The sequence below is a fragment of the Polynucleobacter sp. JS-Mosq-20-D10 genome (assembly GCF_018687755.1).
Classification (GTDB): Bacteria; Pseudomonadota; Gammaproteobacteria; order Burkholderiales; family Burkholderiaceae; genus Polynucleobacter.
On sequence record NZ_CP061305.1, the window covers coordinates 552,329 to 569,621 of the forward strand.

15 protein-coding genes are annotated in these 17,293 nt (G+C 47.4%); 5 read left to right on the forward strand and 10 right to left on the reverse strand.

What is annotated here, in order from left to right; genetic code table 11:
• Window positions 1-161: 161 nt before the first annotated feature.
• The 4 genes from panC to metG all read right to left on the reverse strand — a co-directional run bounded on the left by panC (window position 162) and on the right by metG (window position 3,894).
• The gene (gene panC, locus FD967_RS02900) at window positions 162-1,013 is read right to left on the reverse strand and encodes a pantoate--beta-alanine ligase (protein ID WP_215326630.1); all 852 of its coding nucleotides are present in this window, start codon (window positions 1,011-1,013) and stop codon (window positions 162-164) included.
• Entirely contained in the window at window positions 1,010-1,807 is a 798-nt protein-coding gene (locus tag FD967_RS02905; RefSeq protein WP_371819317.1) for a ScpA family protein, read from the reverse strand. The genes panC and FD967_RS02905 overlap by 4 nt, the downstream gene beginning before the upstream one ends.
• 76 nt (window positions 1,808-1,883) lie before the next feature.
• Window positions 1,884-2,072: a DUF3460 family protein gene (locus FD967_RS02910; RefSeq protein ID WP_215326634.1), complete on the reverse strand. Its 189-nt coding sequence runs from the start codon at window positions 2,070-2,072 to the stop codon at window positions 1,884-1,886.
• Window positions 2,073-2,223: 151 nt separating this feature from the next.
• On the reverse strand, window positions 2,224-3,894 hold the full coding sequence (gene metG / locus FD967_RS02915; RefSeq protein ID WP_215326635.1) for a methionine--tRNA ligase: 1,671 nt from the start codon (window positions 3,892-3,894) through the stop codon (window positions 2,224-2,226).
• A gap of 134 nt (window positions 3,895-4,028) precedes the next feature.
• On the opposite strand from metG, the gene FD967_RS02920 reads away from it, so the two are divergent.
• From FD967_RS02920 to FD967_RS02930, 3 genes are read left to right on the forward strand one after another with little or no spacing between them, the layout of a single operon-like run.
• Window positions 4,029-4,871 (forward strand): formate dehydrogenase accessory sulfurtransferase FdhD, encoded by an 843-nt coding sequence (locus FD967_RS02920; RefSeq protein ID WP_215327145.1) that lies wholly within the window; start codon window positions 4,029-4,031, stop codon window positions 4,869-4,871.
• 41 nt (window positions 4,872-4,912) lie between these two features.
• Window positions 4,913-5,479, forward strand: a complete 567-nt coding sequence (gene dcd, locus FD967_RS02925) for a dCTP deaminase (protein ID WP_173959774.1) — start codon at window positions 4,913-4,915, stop codon at window positions 5,477-5,479.
• Window positions 5,480-5,527: 48 nt separating this feature from the next.
• On the forward strand, window positions 5,528-7,795 hold the full coding sequence (locus FD967_RS02930; protein WP_215326636.1) for an arginine/lysine/ornithine decarboxylase: 2,268 nt from the start codon (window positions 5,528-5,530) through the stop codon (window positions 7,793-7,795).
• A gap of 42 nt (window positions 7,796-7,837) precedes the next feature.
• Here FD967_RS02930 and FD967_RS02935 read toward each other — a convergent pair whose 3' ends face one another.
• From FD967_RS02935 to argH, 3 genes are read right to left on the reverse strand one after another with little or no spacing between them, the layout of a single operon-like run.
• Window positions 7,838-9,370: a TRAP transporter large permease subunit gene (locus FD967_RS02935; RefSeq protein ID WP_215326637.1), complete on the reverse strand. Its 1,533-nt coding sequence runs from the start codon at window positions 9,368-9,370 to the stop codon at window positions 7,838-7,840.
• A complete protein-coding gene (locus FD967_RS02940) occupies window positions 9,367-9,918 on the reverse strand; it encodes a TRAP transporter small permease subunit (protein WP_215326638.1) in 552 nt (183 codons plus the stop codon). The genes FD967_RS02935 and FD967_RS02940 overlap by 4 nt, the downstream gene beginning before the upstream one ends.
• 5 nt (window positions 9,919-9,923) lie before the next feature.
• Window positions 9,924-11,342 (reverse strand): argininosuccinate lyase, encoded by a 1,419-nt coding sequence (gene argH, locus FD967_RS02945; RefSeq protein WP_215326639.1) that lies wholly within the window; start codon window positions 11,340-11,342, stop codon window positions 9,924-9,926.
• 43 nt (window positions 11,343-11,385) lie between these two features.
• On the opposite strand from argH, the gene hemC reads away from it, so the two are divergent.
• Together hemC and FD967_RS02955 are read left to right on the forward strand one after the other, a co-directional pair.
• Window positions 11,386-12,366 (forward strand): hydroxymethylbilane synthase, encoded by a 981-nt coding sequence (gene hemC, locus FD967_RS02950; protein WP_215326640.1) that lies wholly within the window; start codon window positions 11,386-11,388, stop codon window positions 12,364-12,366.
• 35 nt (window positions 12,367-12,401) lie between these two features.
• Window positions 12,402-13,211 carry a uroporphyrinogen-III synthase gene (locus tag FD967_RS02955; protein WP_215326642.1) on the forward strand — a complete coding sequence of 270 codons (810 nt, stop codon included), beginning with the start codon at window positions 12,402-12,404 and terminating at the stop codon, window positions 13,209-13,211.
• Here FD967_RS02955 and FD967_RS02960 read toward each other — a convergent pair.
• The 3 genes from FD967_RS02960 to FD967_RS02970 form a co-directional block, all read right to left on the reverse strand.
• Window positions 13,208-13,780, reverse strand: a complete 573-nt coding sequence (locus FD967_RS02960; RefSeq protein WP_215326644.1) for a chorismate lyase — start codon at window positions 13,778-13,780, stop codon at window positions 13,208-13,210. The two genes, FD967_RS02955 and FD967_RS02960, sit on opposite strands and share 4 nt — an antisense overlap.
• 2 nt (window positions 13,781-13,782) lie before the next feature.
• Window positions 13,783-15,360, reverse strand: coding sequence for a DEAD/DEAH box helicase (locus tag FD967_RS02965; RefSeq protein ID WP_215326646.1), 1,578 nt, complete (start codon window positions 15,358-15,360; stop codon window positions 13,783-13,785).
• 497 nt (window positions 15,361-15,857) lie between these two features.
• Window positions 15,858-17,261 carry a coniferyl aldehyde dehydrogenase gene (locus FD967_RS02970; RefSeq protein WP_251369081.1) on the reverse strand — a complete coding sequence of 468 codons (1,404 nt, stop codon included), beginning with the start codon at window positions 17,259-17,261 and terminating at the stop codon, window positions 15,858-15,860.
• Between the last annotated feature and the right edge of the window lie 32 nt (window positions 17,262-17,293).

The following is a 17,293-nucleotide window of genomic DNA, read 5'->3' on the forward strand; positions in this document are numbered from 1 at the left end:
GATCTTATTGGGACTGCTATCGATATCCGCATTAGCCCTTGCCCAGTGAACAAGTCCTTATCATTGATAAGAGTGCATTATCAGTTGAGAGGGTAAGAAGTTAGGCTTATTCTTGCTGACTGAGATGTTCTTAACAACATCTGAAAATTGAAATTTGTAAATTAAATTTCTAAATTATCAATCAGACGTGTTTTGCCCAGCTTGGCGGCCGTCAGAATGACTAATGGTTCGCCAGCCTGTAGTCTGTCATTTGAGGAAGGTGCTAAATCGCTTTGTTGGCGTATGGCGATGTAGTCTGGATTCCAACCACGACCAGCTAATTGCGTAGCTGCGGCTTTTTCAATTTCCGACAATACATCGATGTTACGGACATTTAATTGCAATACTTGCTCCCGTACCTCCTTCAAGACTTTTTGAAGTTCAGGCGCCTCTAGACGCTCTTCAACGGAGAGATAGCAATTACGAGAGGAGAGGGCAAGACCATCTTCAGCGCGAATCGTTTCCCCTGGGATGATATCAACTGGGAGGGCAAACTGTTTTGCCATCTGGCGAATAATCATCAGTTGCTGGTAATCTTTTTTGCCGAAGACTGCTACTTTGGGTTGTACGCAGGACAGCAGCTTGAGTACAACAGTGCAAACACCTTTAAAGAAGCCGGGGCGGAATTCGCCCTCAAGGATGTCACCTAGTTGCTGTGGTGGGTCGACTCGGTACTCTTGGGGCTGTGGATACAAGTCGCGCTCGGTTGGTGCAAACAAAATGTACACGCCTTCTTTTTCGAGCTTATCGATATCCGCCTGCATGGTACGCGGGTAGCTATCAAAATCTTCGTTTGGTCCAAATTGTAGGCGGTTAACAAAGATGCTCGCGACGACCGGATCACCATGTTGCCTAGCAAGACGCATCAGTGATAAATGACCTTCATGGAGATTGCCCATAGTTGGCACAAAGGAGGCGCGATTTTGTCCGCGCAAGTGGTCGCGCAACTCTTGTATATCGCTAATAATTTTCATGCAACAGGGGTATAGGCAAGGCGAACGTAGATTGGAGCGTATGGCTCTGCTTGAGTAATTTCAACTAAAGCCTCACGTGAGAGCTCTAGCATTGCAATGAAGTTCACGATGACTATCGGAATACCTTTGCCGGATTTGATGGCCTCTTCAAATAACTCACCAAACTCGACAAAGCGTGTGTTTTGTAGGCGACGCAAGATGCGTGTCATGAAATCGCGAACAGATAATTCCTCACGGGTAATCGTATGGTGTTGGTTCAGTTTTGCACGGTGCAGCACATCACGCCAAGCCATTTGCAGATCATCTTGATTGACCTCAGGCCAAGTCACTGCAACGGTGGTATCAACATAACCATGAGCTATTTGGAAATCACGCCCATGTTGCGGAATTTGGTCAAGCTCTTGTGCAGCCAACTTCATGCGCTCGTACTCTAAGAGGCGGCGAACCAGTTCTGCACGTGGATCTTCAACATCTTCATCGCTATCAGCCTTCTTCATTGGCAACAGCATGCGAGATTTAATCTCAATCAACATGGCCGCCATTAAAAGATACTCGGCGGCAAGCTCTAAGTTGTGATGGCGGATTTGATCGATGTAACTTAGATACTGCTGAGTCACCTGTGCCATTGGAATATCAAGTACATTGAAATTCTGTTTACGAATCAGGTAAAGCAAAAGATCAAGCGGACCTTCAAATGCCTCTAGAAAAACTTCTAGAGCATCAGGCGGAATATAGAGATCTGTGGGAAGCTTAAATAGCGGCTCACCATATAGTTTGGCGAATGCCGATGACATCCCATCAGTAACCGATGGCGTGCTGTCAAGCAACTCTGTTTGAACGCTTGGCTCAGATCCCAAGGTATTGCCTGAGTTAGTCATTCGAATACACGTAAGCGCGTTGTTTTAATTTAGCTGCCTTTGCGCGATGTTGATCTTCGGTAGTCAAGGGCTCTCTATCCCAGAGGAGTGCACGACCAGCTTGCTGACCTGCTTCGAGATCTGGTTTCTCGGATTTGAGCTCATTTAAGAACTGGGTGAATTCGGATGTATACCTAGCCATCATATTTCCTAAAATTCTTATTAAATTCAATAACTTACAAAAAATTACTGCGAAGCAATGTATTGCCTAGGCCATCATTATTAACGATTTTTCCTACAAACCCGCCGACTTTTTGGCTAATTCCTAGAAATTTGCTCTTTTGACCCTATTTTTAGAGATTTGCAGCCAATAAAGCCTCGATTTGAGGCGCTTCAACACGCGTCATGAGATGTTTATAGGGTTTGATCAGATTTTGGCTGGAGAGCGGTGTTTTAACGTCATTCCAAGACATAGCTGGCACAGAGAGGAAGTCCTCAACCCCAGCCGTGACTTGTGGCAGTACTGGCTTTAGATAAAGACTCAATAAACGGAATGCCTCTAAGGTGACGCTGCAGACTCGTTGTAAGTCAGACTCGCGCTGAGGATCTTTGGCGATTTCCCAAGGTTTATTTTCATCCACAAAAGCATTAACCTTGTCGGCCAATTCCATGATGGTCCGCAATGCCTTGGCATATTCACGAGCTTCATACAGGTCAGCAATTTTTTCACCAGCAGATGCAAGGTCAGTCAGCAGTGGATTAGTCATCGCTGCATCAGAAACCACTCCACCAAAACGCTTAACCAAGAAACCGGCACTACGACTCGCAATGTTGATGTACTTACCCAAAAGATCGCTGTTTACTCGAGCAACAAAGTCTTGGAGATTCAAATCTAAATCTTCCATACTGTCATTGAGTTTAGTTGCAAAGTAATAACGGAACCACTCTGGATTAAAGCCGGACTCAATCACGCTATGTGCGGAAATTAAAGTGCCACGTGATTTACTCATCTTCTCACCATCGACCGTGAGGAAGCCATGAGCAAACACATTGGTTGGCGTGCGGTAACCTGCAAAGTGCAGAGTTGCTGGCCAAAAGAGTGTGTGGAAATACAGAATATCTTTACCGATGAAATGGTACTGCTCTGTAGTCGTATCGGGCCTGACCCATTCCTCAAAGTTCATGCCTTTAGCTTGGCAGTAATTGAGGAAGCTCGCATAGTAGCCGATCGGAGCATCAAGCCAAACATAGAAATATTTGCCTGGTGCATCCGGAATTTCGAAGCCGAAGTAGGGCGCATCACGGGAGATATCCCAGTCACCTAACTTACTGTCTCCAGGTTGTCCAACCCATTCCTTCATTTTGTTGCGAGCTTCAGGTTGCAGTGGGGTTCTTACCTGAGTCCAGTCACGTAAGAAGGTTTCGCAGCGGGGATCGGATAACTTAAAGAAATAATGATCGGAAACTTTTTTAATGGGTGTTGCACCGCTCACTACTGAGAACGGGTTTTTCAAATCGGTTGGGGAATAGGTTGCCCCACACTTTTCGCAAGAGTCACCGTACTGATCTTTGGCGCCACACTTAGGGCACTCGCCTTTGATAAAGCGATCTGGCAAGAACATTTCTTTAACGGGATCGTATGCTTGTTCAATGGAGCGCATTTCAATTAAGCCGGCATCACGTAATTTGAGGTAGATGCTGTGAGACAGCTTTTCATTCTCAGGGCTATCAGTGGTGTAATAGTTATCAAACGAGATTAAGAAATCATCAAAGTCGCGCTTGTGCTCTTTCCAAACATTCGCGATGAGTTCTTTAGGAGTGAGCCCCTCTTTTTCGGCACGCAACATAATCGGAGTGCCGTGGGTATCATCAGCGCCAACATAGTGCACTTCGTGACCACGCATCCTCTGAAAGCGAACCCAAATATCTGTCTGGACATACTCCACTAAATGCCCAATATGAATCTGGCCATTGGCATAAGGTAAGGCGGAGGTAACTAGCAGACGACGTTTGGGGCTACTCATGCGGACTTAAATATAAAAGTTTCAACAAATGGGAATACAAGATTATGGGGCTTGGAGCCCCGCTTAAGCACCAATTTTAGTCTGCGGTTAAAGTTAACACCGATTTGAACCTATTAAAGAGGCGTTTTATGGCTTTGCCCCACAACATTCAGATGTCTCACGCCTCCGTGCCCTTGGTGCACGAGGTGCAGGTCATGGATGAGGCAGGGCGCATCAAGACCACCCATATCCCCGGTGAGCGCCCTTTAACCATTTACTTAGATAAGCGGGAGGTGGTCACACTGATGACCTTGGGGAGTGCTCCTGAAGCTCTCGTTCTGGGCTATTTGCGTAATCAACGCCTAGTAGAGTCGCCAGATGATATTGCGAGTATTCAGGTGGATTGGGAAACGGATTCAGCGGCAGTCAAGACTCATCGCAGCACGGTCGATATCGATGCCCTCACCAGCAAGCGCGTTGTAACGACGGGCTGTGGCCAAGGCACCATGTTTGGTGGCTTGATTGAGGAGATGGCAGGGATCAGATTACCGGATGGCCCTCAGTTAACCCAAGAGGCCATCGTTGATCTGATTGATAGCATTCGAGTTCATGACACCATCTATAAAAAATCTGGCTCAGTTCACGCTTGCGCCGTGTTTGAGCGGGACGGCAACAACAACGTCCGCCTCTTGCATTTTATTGAGGATGTTGGGCGTCACAATGCCGTTGACTCAATCTCTGGGCTGATGTGGCTCGCAGACAAGCCAGGCAAAGACCTGATCTTCTTTACTACCGGACGCCTCACCTCCGAGATGGTCATTAAAGGCGCTCAGATGGGCATCCCCTTCCTAATGACTCGCTCTGGCATGACCTTAATGGGCTTGGAGCTTGCCCGCAAAACCAATCTCACCCTGCTATCCCGTTGTTCTGGGAAGCATTTTGAGATCTTTAACGCCCCAGAGAGGGTGATTTTTAGCTCTCCGCCTGTTGCCTCGTAAATTCGTGGGCATATGGCCCGTGATGGTTTTACAATTCGGCCATGACTATTAAATCTGACCACTGGATCCGCCGTATGGGCGAGCAAGGCATGATCAGCCCATTTGAACCTGGGCAGGTCCGCCATGATGCTGCCGGGCAAAAAATTGTGAGCTATGGCACTTCAAGCTATGGCTATGACATTCGTTGTGCTGATGAATTCAAGATTTTCACGAATATCAACAGCACTATCGTTGATCCCAAGAATTTCGATGAACAATCGTTTGTTGATTTCAAGGGTCCGGTTTGTATTATTCCGCCAAACTCTTTCGCTTTGGCAAGAACAGTTGAGTACTTCAAGATACCACGCAGTGTCTTAACGGTGTGCGTCGGTAAAAGTACGTATGCACGTTGCGGAATTATTGTGAACGTCACTCCATTCGAGCCTGAATGGGAGGGTTACGTCACACTCGAGTTTTCTAATACGACCCCATTGCCCGCAAAGATTTATGCTGGCGAAGGATGTGCACAAGTTCTGTTCTTTGAAAGCGATGAAGTGTGTGGCACATCGTACAAAGATCGTGGCGGTAAGTATCAAGGCCAAGTCGGCGTTACTCTGCCAAAGACTTAATCTGCTTAATCTGCTTAATCGCCGTATTGGCGACTTTAAAGGGTACACATGAAATTTCGTTTTCCAATCATCATTATTGATGAGGACTTTCGCTCTGAAAATATTTCAGGTTCGGGTATTCGCGATTTAGCGGAGGCGATTGAAAACGAGGGCATGGAGGTGATTGGCTTAACTAGTTATGGAGATCTCACATCCTTTGCCCAGCAGGCCTCCCGTGCTTCTAGTTTTATTGTGTCGATCGATGATGAGGAGTTCGTCTCTGATTCTGAAGACCATGACTTACCTGCATTAAATAATTTACGTGCTTTTATTACTGAAGTACGTAAACGCAACGAAGATATTCCAATCTTCTTGTATGGCGAGACCCGTACTTCACGCCATATGCCGAATGACATCTTGCGCGAGTTGCATGGCTTTATTCATATGAATGAAGATACGCCAGAGTTTGTAGCGCGCCACATCATTCGTGAGGCCAAGGTGTACCTCGATTCATTGGCGCCCCCATTCTTTCGCGCCTTAACAAATTACGCCTCTGAAGGTTCTTACTCTTGGCATTGTCCTGGGCACTCTGGTGGCGTGGCTTTCTTGAAGAGCCCGGTAGGGCGTATGTTTCATCAATTCTTTGGTGAGAATATGCTGCGTGCTGACGTCTGTAATGCAGTGGAAGAATTAGGTCAGCTGTTAGATCACACTGGGCCTGTATTGCAAAGCGAGCGCAATGCTGCACGTATCTTTAACGCTGATCATTTGTTCTTTGTGACAAACGGTACATCAACTTCCAACAAGATTGTTTGGCACTCTACCGTTGCCCCTGGTGATGTAGTGCTGGTAGACCGCAACTGCCATAAGTCCGTAATTCATTCGATCACGATGATGGGCGCGATTCCGATCTTCTTGATGCCAACGCGTAATCACCTCGGCATTATTGGCCCGATTCCTAAAGAAGAGTTTGAGTGGAAAAACATCAAGAAGAAAATTGATGCTAACCCCTTCATTAAAGATAAGAACGTGGTGCCACGCGTCATGACGCTCACGCAAAGTACTTATGACGGTATCGTCTACAACGTCGAGATGATTAAAGACATGCTCGATGGCAAAGTCGATTCATTACATTTCGATGAAGCTTGGTTGCCACATGCTGCATTCCATCCTTTCTATAAAGATATGCATGCCATCGGATCGGATCGCAAGCGCACTAAAAAGAGTTTGATGTTTGCTACTCAATCAACCCATAAGTTATTGGCTGGTCTCTCACAAGCTTCGCAGGTATTGGTGCAGGACGCAGAAGAACATAAGCTTGATCGCGACTGTTTCAATGAAGCCTATTTGATGCACACCTCTACTAGCCCCCAGTACGCCATCATCGCTTCTTGCGATGTGTCTGCTGCCATGATGGAGTCTCCTGGCGGCACTACGCTCGTTGAAGAATCTATCGCTGAGGCAATGGACTTCCGCCGCGCAATGCGTGAAGTGGATGATAAGTTTGGCGCAGACTGGTGGTTTAAGGTTTGGGGTCCAGATCACCTAACTGAAGAGGGTATTGGTGAGCGTTCAGATTGGATACTGGCGCCCAATGATAGCTGGCATGACTTTGGCAATATTGCACAAGACTTCAACATGCTCGACCCCATCAAGGCGACAGTAGTTACGCCTGGTTTAGATGTTGAGGGTAACTTCGGTTCTATGGGTATACCGGCGAGCATTGTGACCAAGTACTTGGCTGAGCACGGCGTGATCGTAGAGAAGTGCGGTTTGTACTCTTTCTTCATCATGTTCACCATCGGTATCACTAAGGGTCGTTGGAATACGTTGGTAACTGAGCTACAGCAATTTAAAGACCACTTTGATAAGAATGCTCCCTTGTGGAAAGTATTGCCAGAGTTCGTTGCTAAACACCCTCGCTATGAGCGCGTCGGCCTCAAAGATATCTGTCAGCAGATCCATGAGTTCTATAAGGGTCGTAATGTAGCTCGTATGACTACGGAGATGTACACCTCGGATATGGTGCCAGCGATGATGCCTTCAGAAGCTTGGGCAAAGATGGCACACAAAAAAGTGGATCGCGTTCCCTTGGATCAACTTGAAGATCGCATTACTGCAATGCTAGTCACTCCATATCCTCCAGGTATTCCATTGCTGATTCCGGGCGAGCGTTTCAATAAACGCATCATTGACTACCTCTACTTTGCCCGTGACTTCAATGCGCAATTCCCGGGCTTTGAGACTGATATTCATGGACTGGTAAAGGGTGATGTCAATGGAAGTAGTGAGTACTACGTTGATTGCGTAAGGCAGGAGCCAGATATCACTTTGTAATTGAGATCTACTTAATAAAAAAACCACCTACGGGTGGTTTTTTTATTTACCTGGCTTATCTAGCTGAAAGACTACCGGAGCATCTTCATTAGTCTTGCTTGATGGGTCATCTGGCTTGACTTCATCACCCCCGGTGAAATTAAAGTCTTGGCTCTGAATCACTGCAGCAGGCTTATCTAGCAATGTGGTGACTAACGCTGGGAATGCTGCAACTACCACAACCATGATGAGTTGCAGAACAACCCAAGGTAATGCACCCCAGTAGATATCGCTACTCTTGACTTCTTTAGGTGCAACGCCACGCAGATAGAACAGTGCAAACCCAAATGGGGGATGCATAAATGAGGTTTGCATATTGACGCACAGCATGACGCCGAACCACACTAGAGCTGCGCTGGCTGCTGCTTGGGAGTTGCCATTCATGGAGGCAAGTAATACTGGTGCCAGTAGTTTGACTGCGACTGGTGCAAGCAGAGGCACAACGATGAAAGCGATTTCAAAGAAGTCCAAGAAGAATGCTAAGAAGAAAACAAACAGATTCACAACCACTAAGAATCCAATCCAGCCTCCTGGCAGATTGGAAAACAATGTTTCTACCCAGTGACCGCCATCAACACCTTGGAAGACAACTGAGAAGCAAGTCGAACCAATTAAGATGAATACCACCATCGCCGTAATCCGCATGGTGTTTTGATAGGCCTGCTGTATCAAGCCCTTGAGATTCGGAATGCTTGCTCTACGAATCCATGCCAAAAGTAAAGCACCCATCGCTCCCATGGCGCCAGATTCGGTTGGGGTTGCGATTCCAGTCATGATGGTTCCCAGTACCAAGAAAATCAGCGCCGCCGAGGGAATAATTCCTAGTAGACATTTTTTCCACAGTTCCCAGCCTTTGAGGGTGAGTTCATTTTCTGGGGCCGCGGGAAGGTAATCAGGTCTGAAGCGGGATAGGAAAAAGGTGTAGAGAGCAAATAGGCCGATTTGCAGCAGGGAAGGCCCCCAAGCGCCAAGGTACATGCTGCCAACATCGGCGCTGCCACTTTGGGTTTTTAGCTGATCGGCCAAAACAATCAGCACTAGAGAGGGTGGTACAAGCTGGGTAATAGTCCCAGAAGCCGCTAAAACGCCTGTAGCGTAGCGCATGTTGTAGCCATAACGCATCATCACTGGGAGGGAAATCATCGCCATGGCGATCACCTGAGCGGCTACGGTACCGGTAATAGCCCCCAGAATAAATCCCACAATAATCACTGAGTAGCCAAGTCCACCCCGAATACGTCCAAAAAGCTGACCCATAGAGTCCAACATTTCTTCTGCAAGACCGCAGCGCTCCAAGATGGCGCCCATGAATGTGAAGAAGGGGATTGCTAGAAGTAGGTCGTTAGCAAGAACACCACCAAAGATGCGCTGGGGTATGGCCTGTAAAAACGGCATACCAAAGAAGTTTTCACTAATGGCAATGCCAGCAAAGAATAGTCCTGCAGCCATTAAAGAAAAGGCTACCGGAAAGCCGATCACCATGAACACAATGAGCCCGCCAAACATCAGCGGTGGCATCCATTCAAGTGGAATCATTGCATGGGCTTTTCATAATGGAGATCGGCAGCGGGTAATGTTGCTTTACCTTTCAGTGCGCCAATGCGTTTAATAATTTCTGATAGCCCCTGAAGACTCAGCATGAAGAAACCAAAAGGCACAACAAACTTAATAGGGTAGCGTGACAAACCGCCAGCGTTGAGCGAATGTTCTAAGACTAGCCATGAGGGATAAAACAAAGTAGTCCAAGACAGCCAGGCAAACAATAAGCAAGCGGGCAATAAAAAAACAATCAAACCAAAGAGGTCTACATAAAGACGTCCGCGATCAGAAAGCTGCGAGTAAATTAAATCTACCCGAACATGTTCATTGCGTTTCAGGGTGTACGAAGCACCTAGCATGACGGCACCGGCAAAGAGATACCACTGTAATTCCAGTGGCCAGTTATTGCTGATGTCTAGACTGTAGCGAACCAGCGCGTTAGCAGCTGACACTACGCAAGATAGCAAAATCATGATGCTGGCTGCCTTGCCCAGGAATTGATTTAGGCGGTCAATTCCTGTTGAGAATGTTCCCCAAAAGCCCATGCAGTTTAGAGATCTGCACGACCCCGTTTAATTGCGGCCAGTACTTGCGCTGGGGCGGTACCACCAGCATGTTGACGAGAATTTACAGAGCCATCCACAGTCAGTAAAGCAAAGACATCATCACCCATCAGCTCAGGACGGTTATCTAAGCCACAAGCAAAACGCAATTCAGAGAGTGATAAATCGGTGAGCATACAGTTGCGGCCTACACAGGCTTTCACTGCATGAGCTACTGCTTCGTGAGCATCACGGAAAGCCAAACCTTTTTTAACTAAGTAATCAGCCAGGTCGGTGGCAGTTGCGAAGCCTTCTTCGGCAGCGGCCCTCATCACATCGGCTTTAACCTGAATATGGGGAACCATATCAGCGAAGATGCGCAAGGTATCTTGTACGGTATCTACCGCATCAAACAAAGGCTCTTTGTCTTCTTGGTTATCTTTGTTGTACGCTAATGGCTGGCTCTTCATTAAGGTTAATAAAGAAATCAAATCACCGTAGACGCGACCAGTTTTGCCACGTGCTAATTCCGGTACATCCGGGTTCTTTTTCTGCGGCATGATCGAGCTGCCAGTACAGAAGCGATCTGGCAAATCAATAAAGCCAAAGCGTGGACTTAGCCACAGTACCAGCTCTTCAGATAAGCGGGACACATGCATCATCAAGATGGATGCAAAGGCACAGAACTCAATCGCAAAGTCACGATCAGACACCGCATCAAGAGAGTTGTTGCAGATGCCATCAAACCCCAAAATCTTGGCAACCTGCTCACGATCGATGGGGTAAGTTGTTCCGGCTAAAGCAGCTGCACCGAGCGGTAAACGATTAAAGCGGGCGCGCAGATCAGCCAAGCGGCTCGCATCACGACTAAACATTTCGTAATAGGCCATCAAGTGATGACCAAAAGTAATTGGCTGAGCTACTTGTAAATGAGTATGACCAGGCATGATCGTCGCAGCGTGATTCTCAGCAAGATTGAGCAAGGCAATGCGTAGGGTTTTGAGGGTGGCTGCGATTTCATCAACGCTGCCACGCAACCACAGGCGCAAATCAGTCGCTACCTGGTCATTGCGCGAACGACCAGTATGAAGACGCTTTCCAGCATCGCCAACTAACTCAGTCAGGCGAGCCTCGATATTCAGATGTACATCCTCCAATGCGAGTTGCCAATTAAATTCACCGGCTTCGATTTCGCGTTTGATCTGAGCCATACCCTTTTGAATATCCGCCAAATCTTGGGCGCCGATTATCTTTTGAGTGGCTAGCATTTCTGCGTGAGCTAAAGATCCTGCGATATCCACTAAGGCAAATCGTTGATCAAAACCAATGGAGGCGGTATAACGTTGAACTAGTTCGTCGACAGGTTCGTTAAATCGGGCCGACCAAGCTTGGGCTTTGTTGGAAAGGGAATTTTTGGATGAGCTCATAAACGCAGTATATTGATGTAAATCTTTAATTATTTTAAATGCTATGTCCCAAACCCCTATTTCTAGCCCTACATCCTCTAACTCTGGCACTCCTGAGCGCCTAGTAATCGCCTCCCGTGAGAGTCGGCTCGCTATGTGGCAGGCTGAATACCTCCGGGATTGTCTTAAAAAGCTCTATCCAGCATGCGATGTACAGATCCTGGGTATGACTACCAGAGGAGATCAAATACTGGATAAAGCCCTCTCTAAAGTGGGTGGAAAGGGTTTATTTGTAAAAGAGCTAGAAACTGCCCTAGAAGATGGTCGGGCAGATTTGGCGGTGCACTCCCTGAAAGATGTTCCTATGGTCATGCCTGAGGGCTTTGATTTGTCATGTGTGATGGTGCGGGAAGATGCTCATGATGCATTTGTCTCTAATGACTATGCCAGCCTAGAGGATTTGCCAAAGGGTGCAGTAGTGGGCACTTCTAGTTTGCGAAGAGAGTCTGTTCTCAGATCCAGATTTCCGCATTTGGTGATCCAGCCCTTGAGGGGCAATTTAGATACCCGTATGGCTAAATTAGATCGCGGTGAATATCAAGCCATTATTTTGGCTGCTGCAGGTCTCAAGCGATTGGGTCTAGGAAGCCGTATTCGGGCTTTGCTACCTATTGATCCCTACACGCCGGCTGCTGGGCAAGGTGCTCTTGGTATCGAAACCCTGATTAAGCATCCCAGAATTAAAGAGTGGCTTGCGCCTCTCAACGATTTGCCAACACTCTATGCAGTGACTGCTGAACGTATGGTGTCGCGCCAATTAGGCGGATCTTGTGAAGTACCTTTGGCTGCATATGCTACTTGGGATCAAGATCATATGAATATCCGCTCTTTTGTTGCTAGCGTGGATGGCACTGCAAGTTGCTTGGCCAGCGCTCAAGGCACCGTAAAGAGTCTTGATGATGCAGAGGCTCTAGGGTTATTAGTAGCACAAGATCTCATTGCTCAAGGTGCTGAGCGTTTATTGCCCAACGGTTTACCTAAATAAGAATTTATAAGTAAGATTTATTGGGTAAGCTGCGGATGAGCAATAAGACCATTGTCATTACCCGCCCCAGTGGACAGGCGCGTCAGTTGTCAGAAGCGCTTCAGGTGAGCTTACGCAATAGTGGCTTTACCCCCGAATCTACCCCCAAGATCATTTCTCTACCCTTGCTGACTATTGCCCCAAAGGGCGATGGTGTTTTGGTGGGACTGATTACTAAAGCGCTAAAGACTGCAGACTTAGCCATCTTTGTTAGTCCAAATGCCATTGAATGCACAATGCGTTTATTGGAGTGTTCCTGGCAAGAGCTATCTAACAATCCTGTGCCAATTGGGGTTATGGGTGGTAGCAGCATGGCAGCCCTCAAAAATCATGGCATTGGTCTTGAGGGTGACCCCGCGCAAGTCATTCTTCCTCTGAGTAATACGCGGTGGGATTCTGAGGGCTTATGGACCGAATTACAGAATCTGCACTGGAATTGGCCTACTAAAAAAGTGATCATCTTTAAAGGTGAGGGCGGGCGCGATTGGCTCGCTGACACTCTAAAAAATGCTGGTGCGCAAGTTGAAGCATTTTCAGTCTATGCTCGCGTTCCTTTAGATTTGAATAGTTCGGCCTGGAACGAAATTCATGAGATGGATTTTGCTAAATCACTTTGGCTTCTCACTTCATCAGAGGCGGTAAGGTATTTAGGTCAAGCGAAACTACCGCTTGATCTCGCTACAGCGGTTTGCCCGCATCACAATATTGCCGGTGCAGCTGAGCAAATTGGCTTTGGTGAGGTGTTGAATTGTGAACCTGGAGATGAGGCTTTGATTGCTGCATCGCAAGCTTGGCTATCAATTTAATTAGCAGGATAATTGAGAAGAGCCGGCAGAAAAACTTCGCTCACTAAAAGTGGGCGTCCTTTCAGTTGATATAGCGTACGTCTTGCCCAGCTGACCTGTGGCAACCCTGAATATTGCTGAAAACATTTTTTCCATAGGGCACTTTGTTTATCAAGGCGAGCAATCTCTCGGGTTGGTTTCTTTTGGGAGCGCATCCGCGTTTTGGCAAATAGCACTGCACCCAATGGTTTCTTTCCTAAACGCAGAACCTGATGATTACTGCCGTTTGAGCTGGTACTGGGGATGATGCTGTGTGCCATCACCAGCGGAATATCATTAGCGCAAAGCAGTACCTCTCTGATGCGACAACGCTTGAGCTTGAAATGAAAATAGCGACTCTCGTCGCTATTCAGGTTTTGGCGGCAATCACGCAAAACTACTACCTCTAGTTTTTGTCCGATTGCACGCTCAATTTTTTGGGTTAAAGAACCGGTATCGCTAAGCCAAGGCTGCCACTGGCGTGGTGCTTGATGTAATTCACCGGAACCGACTCGATTCCATGCAGAACGGAGGCGACGACGGTGAACCATTTTTAGTTGCCGCTAAAGCTTCTGCGTTGACCGCCAGTTTTGGGTTTACCAAAACGCGGACCAGCGGACGGACGTGAGTCACCAGAGCGATTACCACCAGCAGGACGTGAGTCGCCAGAACGCGCAGGGCGTGAATCAGCAAATCGATTAGCACCAGCAGGGCGTGAGTCACCGGATGGACGGGAGTCACTAGCTGGACGTGAATCGCTAGAGCGAGATTCGAAATGATTGCCTGAGCGATTACCACCGCCTCCGCCGCCAGAACGAGACTCTGAGCGGGCGCCAGAGCCATAGCGACCGCCACCGCCACCAGAGCGATTACCGCCGCCAAAGCCACCACCAGAACGGCCGCCACCTGAGCGATTGCCACCACCGCCACCGCCAAAGCTAGGCTTGGCTTGTGGCTCAAGGCCAGCAATAACTGAGGCAACGATGTCTTGCTGTGTAAAGCGTTCGATATTACGAATTTTGGCGCGATCACGATGTTCAACTAAAGTGATAGCAACACCATTGCGACCTGCGCGACCTGTACGACCGATGCGGTGCGTATAGTCTTCAGGTTTCATTGGCAAGCCAAAGTTAATCACGTGGCTAATACGTGGCACATCGATACCGCGGGCTGCTACGTCAGTCGCAACCAAAATCTTAGTATGACCTTTACGTAGTGACTCAAGACGACGCATGCGTACAGCCTGAGGCATGGCACCATGAAGGGCGCTAGCTTCGTAGCCGTTAGCACGTAAGGTGTCAGCAATTTTTTCACTTTCAATTTGAGTGCTTGCAAACACCACCGCTTGATCCAAAGAGGCATCAGCCAAAATATGCTCTAGCAATTTGTGCTTGTGTGACATACTGTCAGCCCAGTGCAGCTTCTGTTCAATGTTCGCGTGCTTCTCGCCAGCATGAGCAAGCTCAATGCGCTTGGCATTAGTAGTCAACTCATTGGCTAAAGACATAATCTTTGGCGCAAAAGTTGCAGAGAACATCAAAGTTTGGGTACGACTAGCGCAACGCTTGTCAATTGCCTCGAGATCATCGGCAAATCCCATGTCGAGCATACGGTCTGCTTCATCAATAACGAGTTGCTTTACATCATCTAAGCGAATTGCTTTACTGTCGGTCAGGTCGAGTAAACGACCAGGAGTTGCAACAACTAACAATGCACCTTTAAGCGCTTGGATTTGCTTGCCGTAAGGCATACCACCCATGACGGTTGCAATGCGAATGCCTTTCATGCCGCGAACCAAGTTCACTGCATCAGCGGCAACTTGTTGAGCTAATTCACGAGTAGGGCAGAGTACTAAGACCTTAGGCTGTGCACGGCCTGGTACAGGTGAACCATTTGGATTGTCTTCGATGAGTTGATTAATCAAAGGCAATAAGAAGGCTGCAGTTTTGCCGCTACCAGTTTGGCTGCTGACTAATAAGTCACCGCCAGCAAGAGCGGCAGGAATAACCTGAGCTTGCACTTCAGTGGCTTGGGTATAACCCAGTTCAGCAACGTTTTTAAGGAGTGGCGCCGCGAGGGCGAAATTCTGGAATTCAGTTCCAGCGGGATTGGTTTCTTTAGAAAAAGTCATGCTATTGCACATCCCATTAATGGGATGTCTCCGTGTATACACTCTCTGTTTTTTATTGAGTGTGATGGTCAAAGGCATCGACCATCAGACAGGCGGCAGCGCGTTTTTGTAAATTCGGTGTTTATGACTTCTAAACGATGCGCTGAAATATAGCTGGGGGGCGATGAATCAAATTGCTTTAAAAAGCTTCCCATTATGGCATTTCAAGAAGCTTATTACAAGGGTTTTCCCGAATTTAATTATGATCAGGTGATGAATTGGTTTATTTGGCCCTCAAACGTGGGCATTGTTGATTTCCCCACATACTTTGTGGGCGTCATTTATTGCAAGTAGTGAGCATGACCTACTTAATCAACCTAATCTGTGCTGGGCAATTTTTTCTTAGCTTCTTTAAATAAGCACCGACATTACGCTGCAGCTCTTTGGTTTCTAGTGGGGACTCTACTAATTGGCTTTGCTGGCAAGCTACTACTCTATTAATCAATTTCGATTGGTCATTATTTGAGCCAACGCAATAGACGCTCAACACCTTTACTGTAGGGTGGTCGCGCTAATTGAGTGCCACGCAAGAAATTGAGACCAAATAAACCTCGAACCTCTAAAACAGATTTGCGATGACTAAATGCCTCAAAACCTGCTTTGCCGTGATAAGCGCCCATACCGCTTGCGCCGATACCCCCAAAAGGTAAATCTTCCACAGCTGCATGCAGAAGGGTGTCATTAATTGTTACGCCACCAGAGCGGGTTTCATTCAGAATGCGCTTCATTACATCCTTATTTTTACCAAACCAGTACATGGCTAATGGCATTGGGCGCTCATTGATATAGCGGATGATTGAATCTATATCGTTGATTGTCACGATTGGCAGAATGGGGCCGAATACTTCTTCTTGCATGATCAGCGCATCTTCAGAAACGTTCAAGAGCGCTACCGGAATAAATGGCAGCCTAGTATTGTCGGTAGGTGAAATCAGTGGAATTGCTTGCGCACCATGATCTACTGCGTCTTGAACTAGTTTTTGCCAGCGTGCTAGCTGATGCTCATCAATCGCGCCAGTACATTCTTCTGGATTGGAGAATTGGTTTTGCGCTGCATTCTGCAGCTCTTGAATAAATACATTGCAATCACTTGCGTGAATTACGGCGTAATCAGGAGCAATGCAAGTTTGTCCGCCATTCACCAGCTTGCCATAAATAATGCTAGCGGCCGCCTCTTTGAGCTTGGCTGAGGAGTCGACAATCGCTGGAGATTTGCCACCCAACTCTAAAGTAATTGGAGTTAGGTGATCCGCTGCCGCACGCATGACCTTTTTACCAACGTCTCCTGAGCCCGTAAAAAATAGGTGATCAAAAGGTAGCGCTGCAAAAGATTCTGCAACTTCATTACCGCCAACAGTTACGCAAAATTCAATAGGGTGAAAATATTCTTGAATTAAAGTAGCCAAGAATCCAGAGGTGCGAGAACTTCTTTCTGACGGCTTGAGCCAAACGCGGTTACCTGCTGCGAAAGCAGCGATGGCTGGAACAAGTGCTAGTTGTACTGGGTAATTCCAAGGACTCATGATGCCCACAACACCCATAGATTGCATTTGAGTCCAGGCTTGAGAGGAGCCTAAAAATCCTGGTGTTGCTACTAACTGCGGTTTCATCCATTCCTTGAGGTGCTTGCGAACATGTTTGCAAGCCTGATAAACCATCTGAAACTCCAGTAGACGGCTCTCAATGGGGTGGCGATTGCCGAAATCCGCAGCCAATACTTTGCAGATTTTTTCTTCATTGGCGGCAATCATCCGCTCAATACGTCCAATCCGCTCAAGGCGAACCTGTAGCGTGGGGTTGGGTTCTGAGGCATAAGCTGCCTTGATTTCATCTAATTGGAGTGTGAAGCGATTGATCGACATAGGGTTATCTGGGGGCAAGCAAACGATTGAAT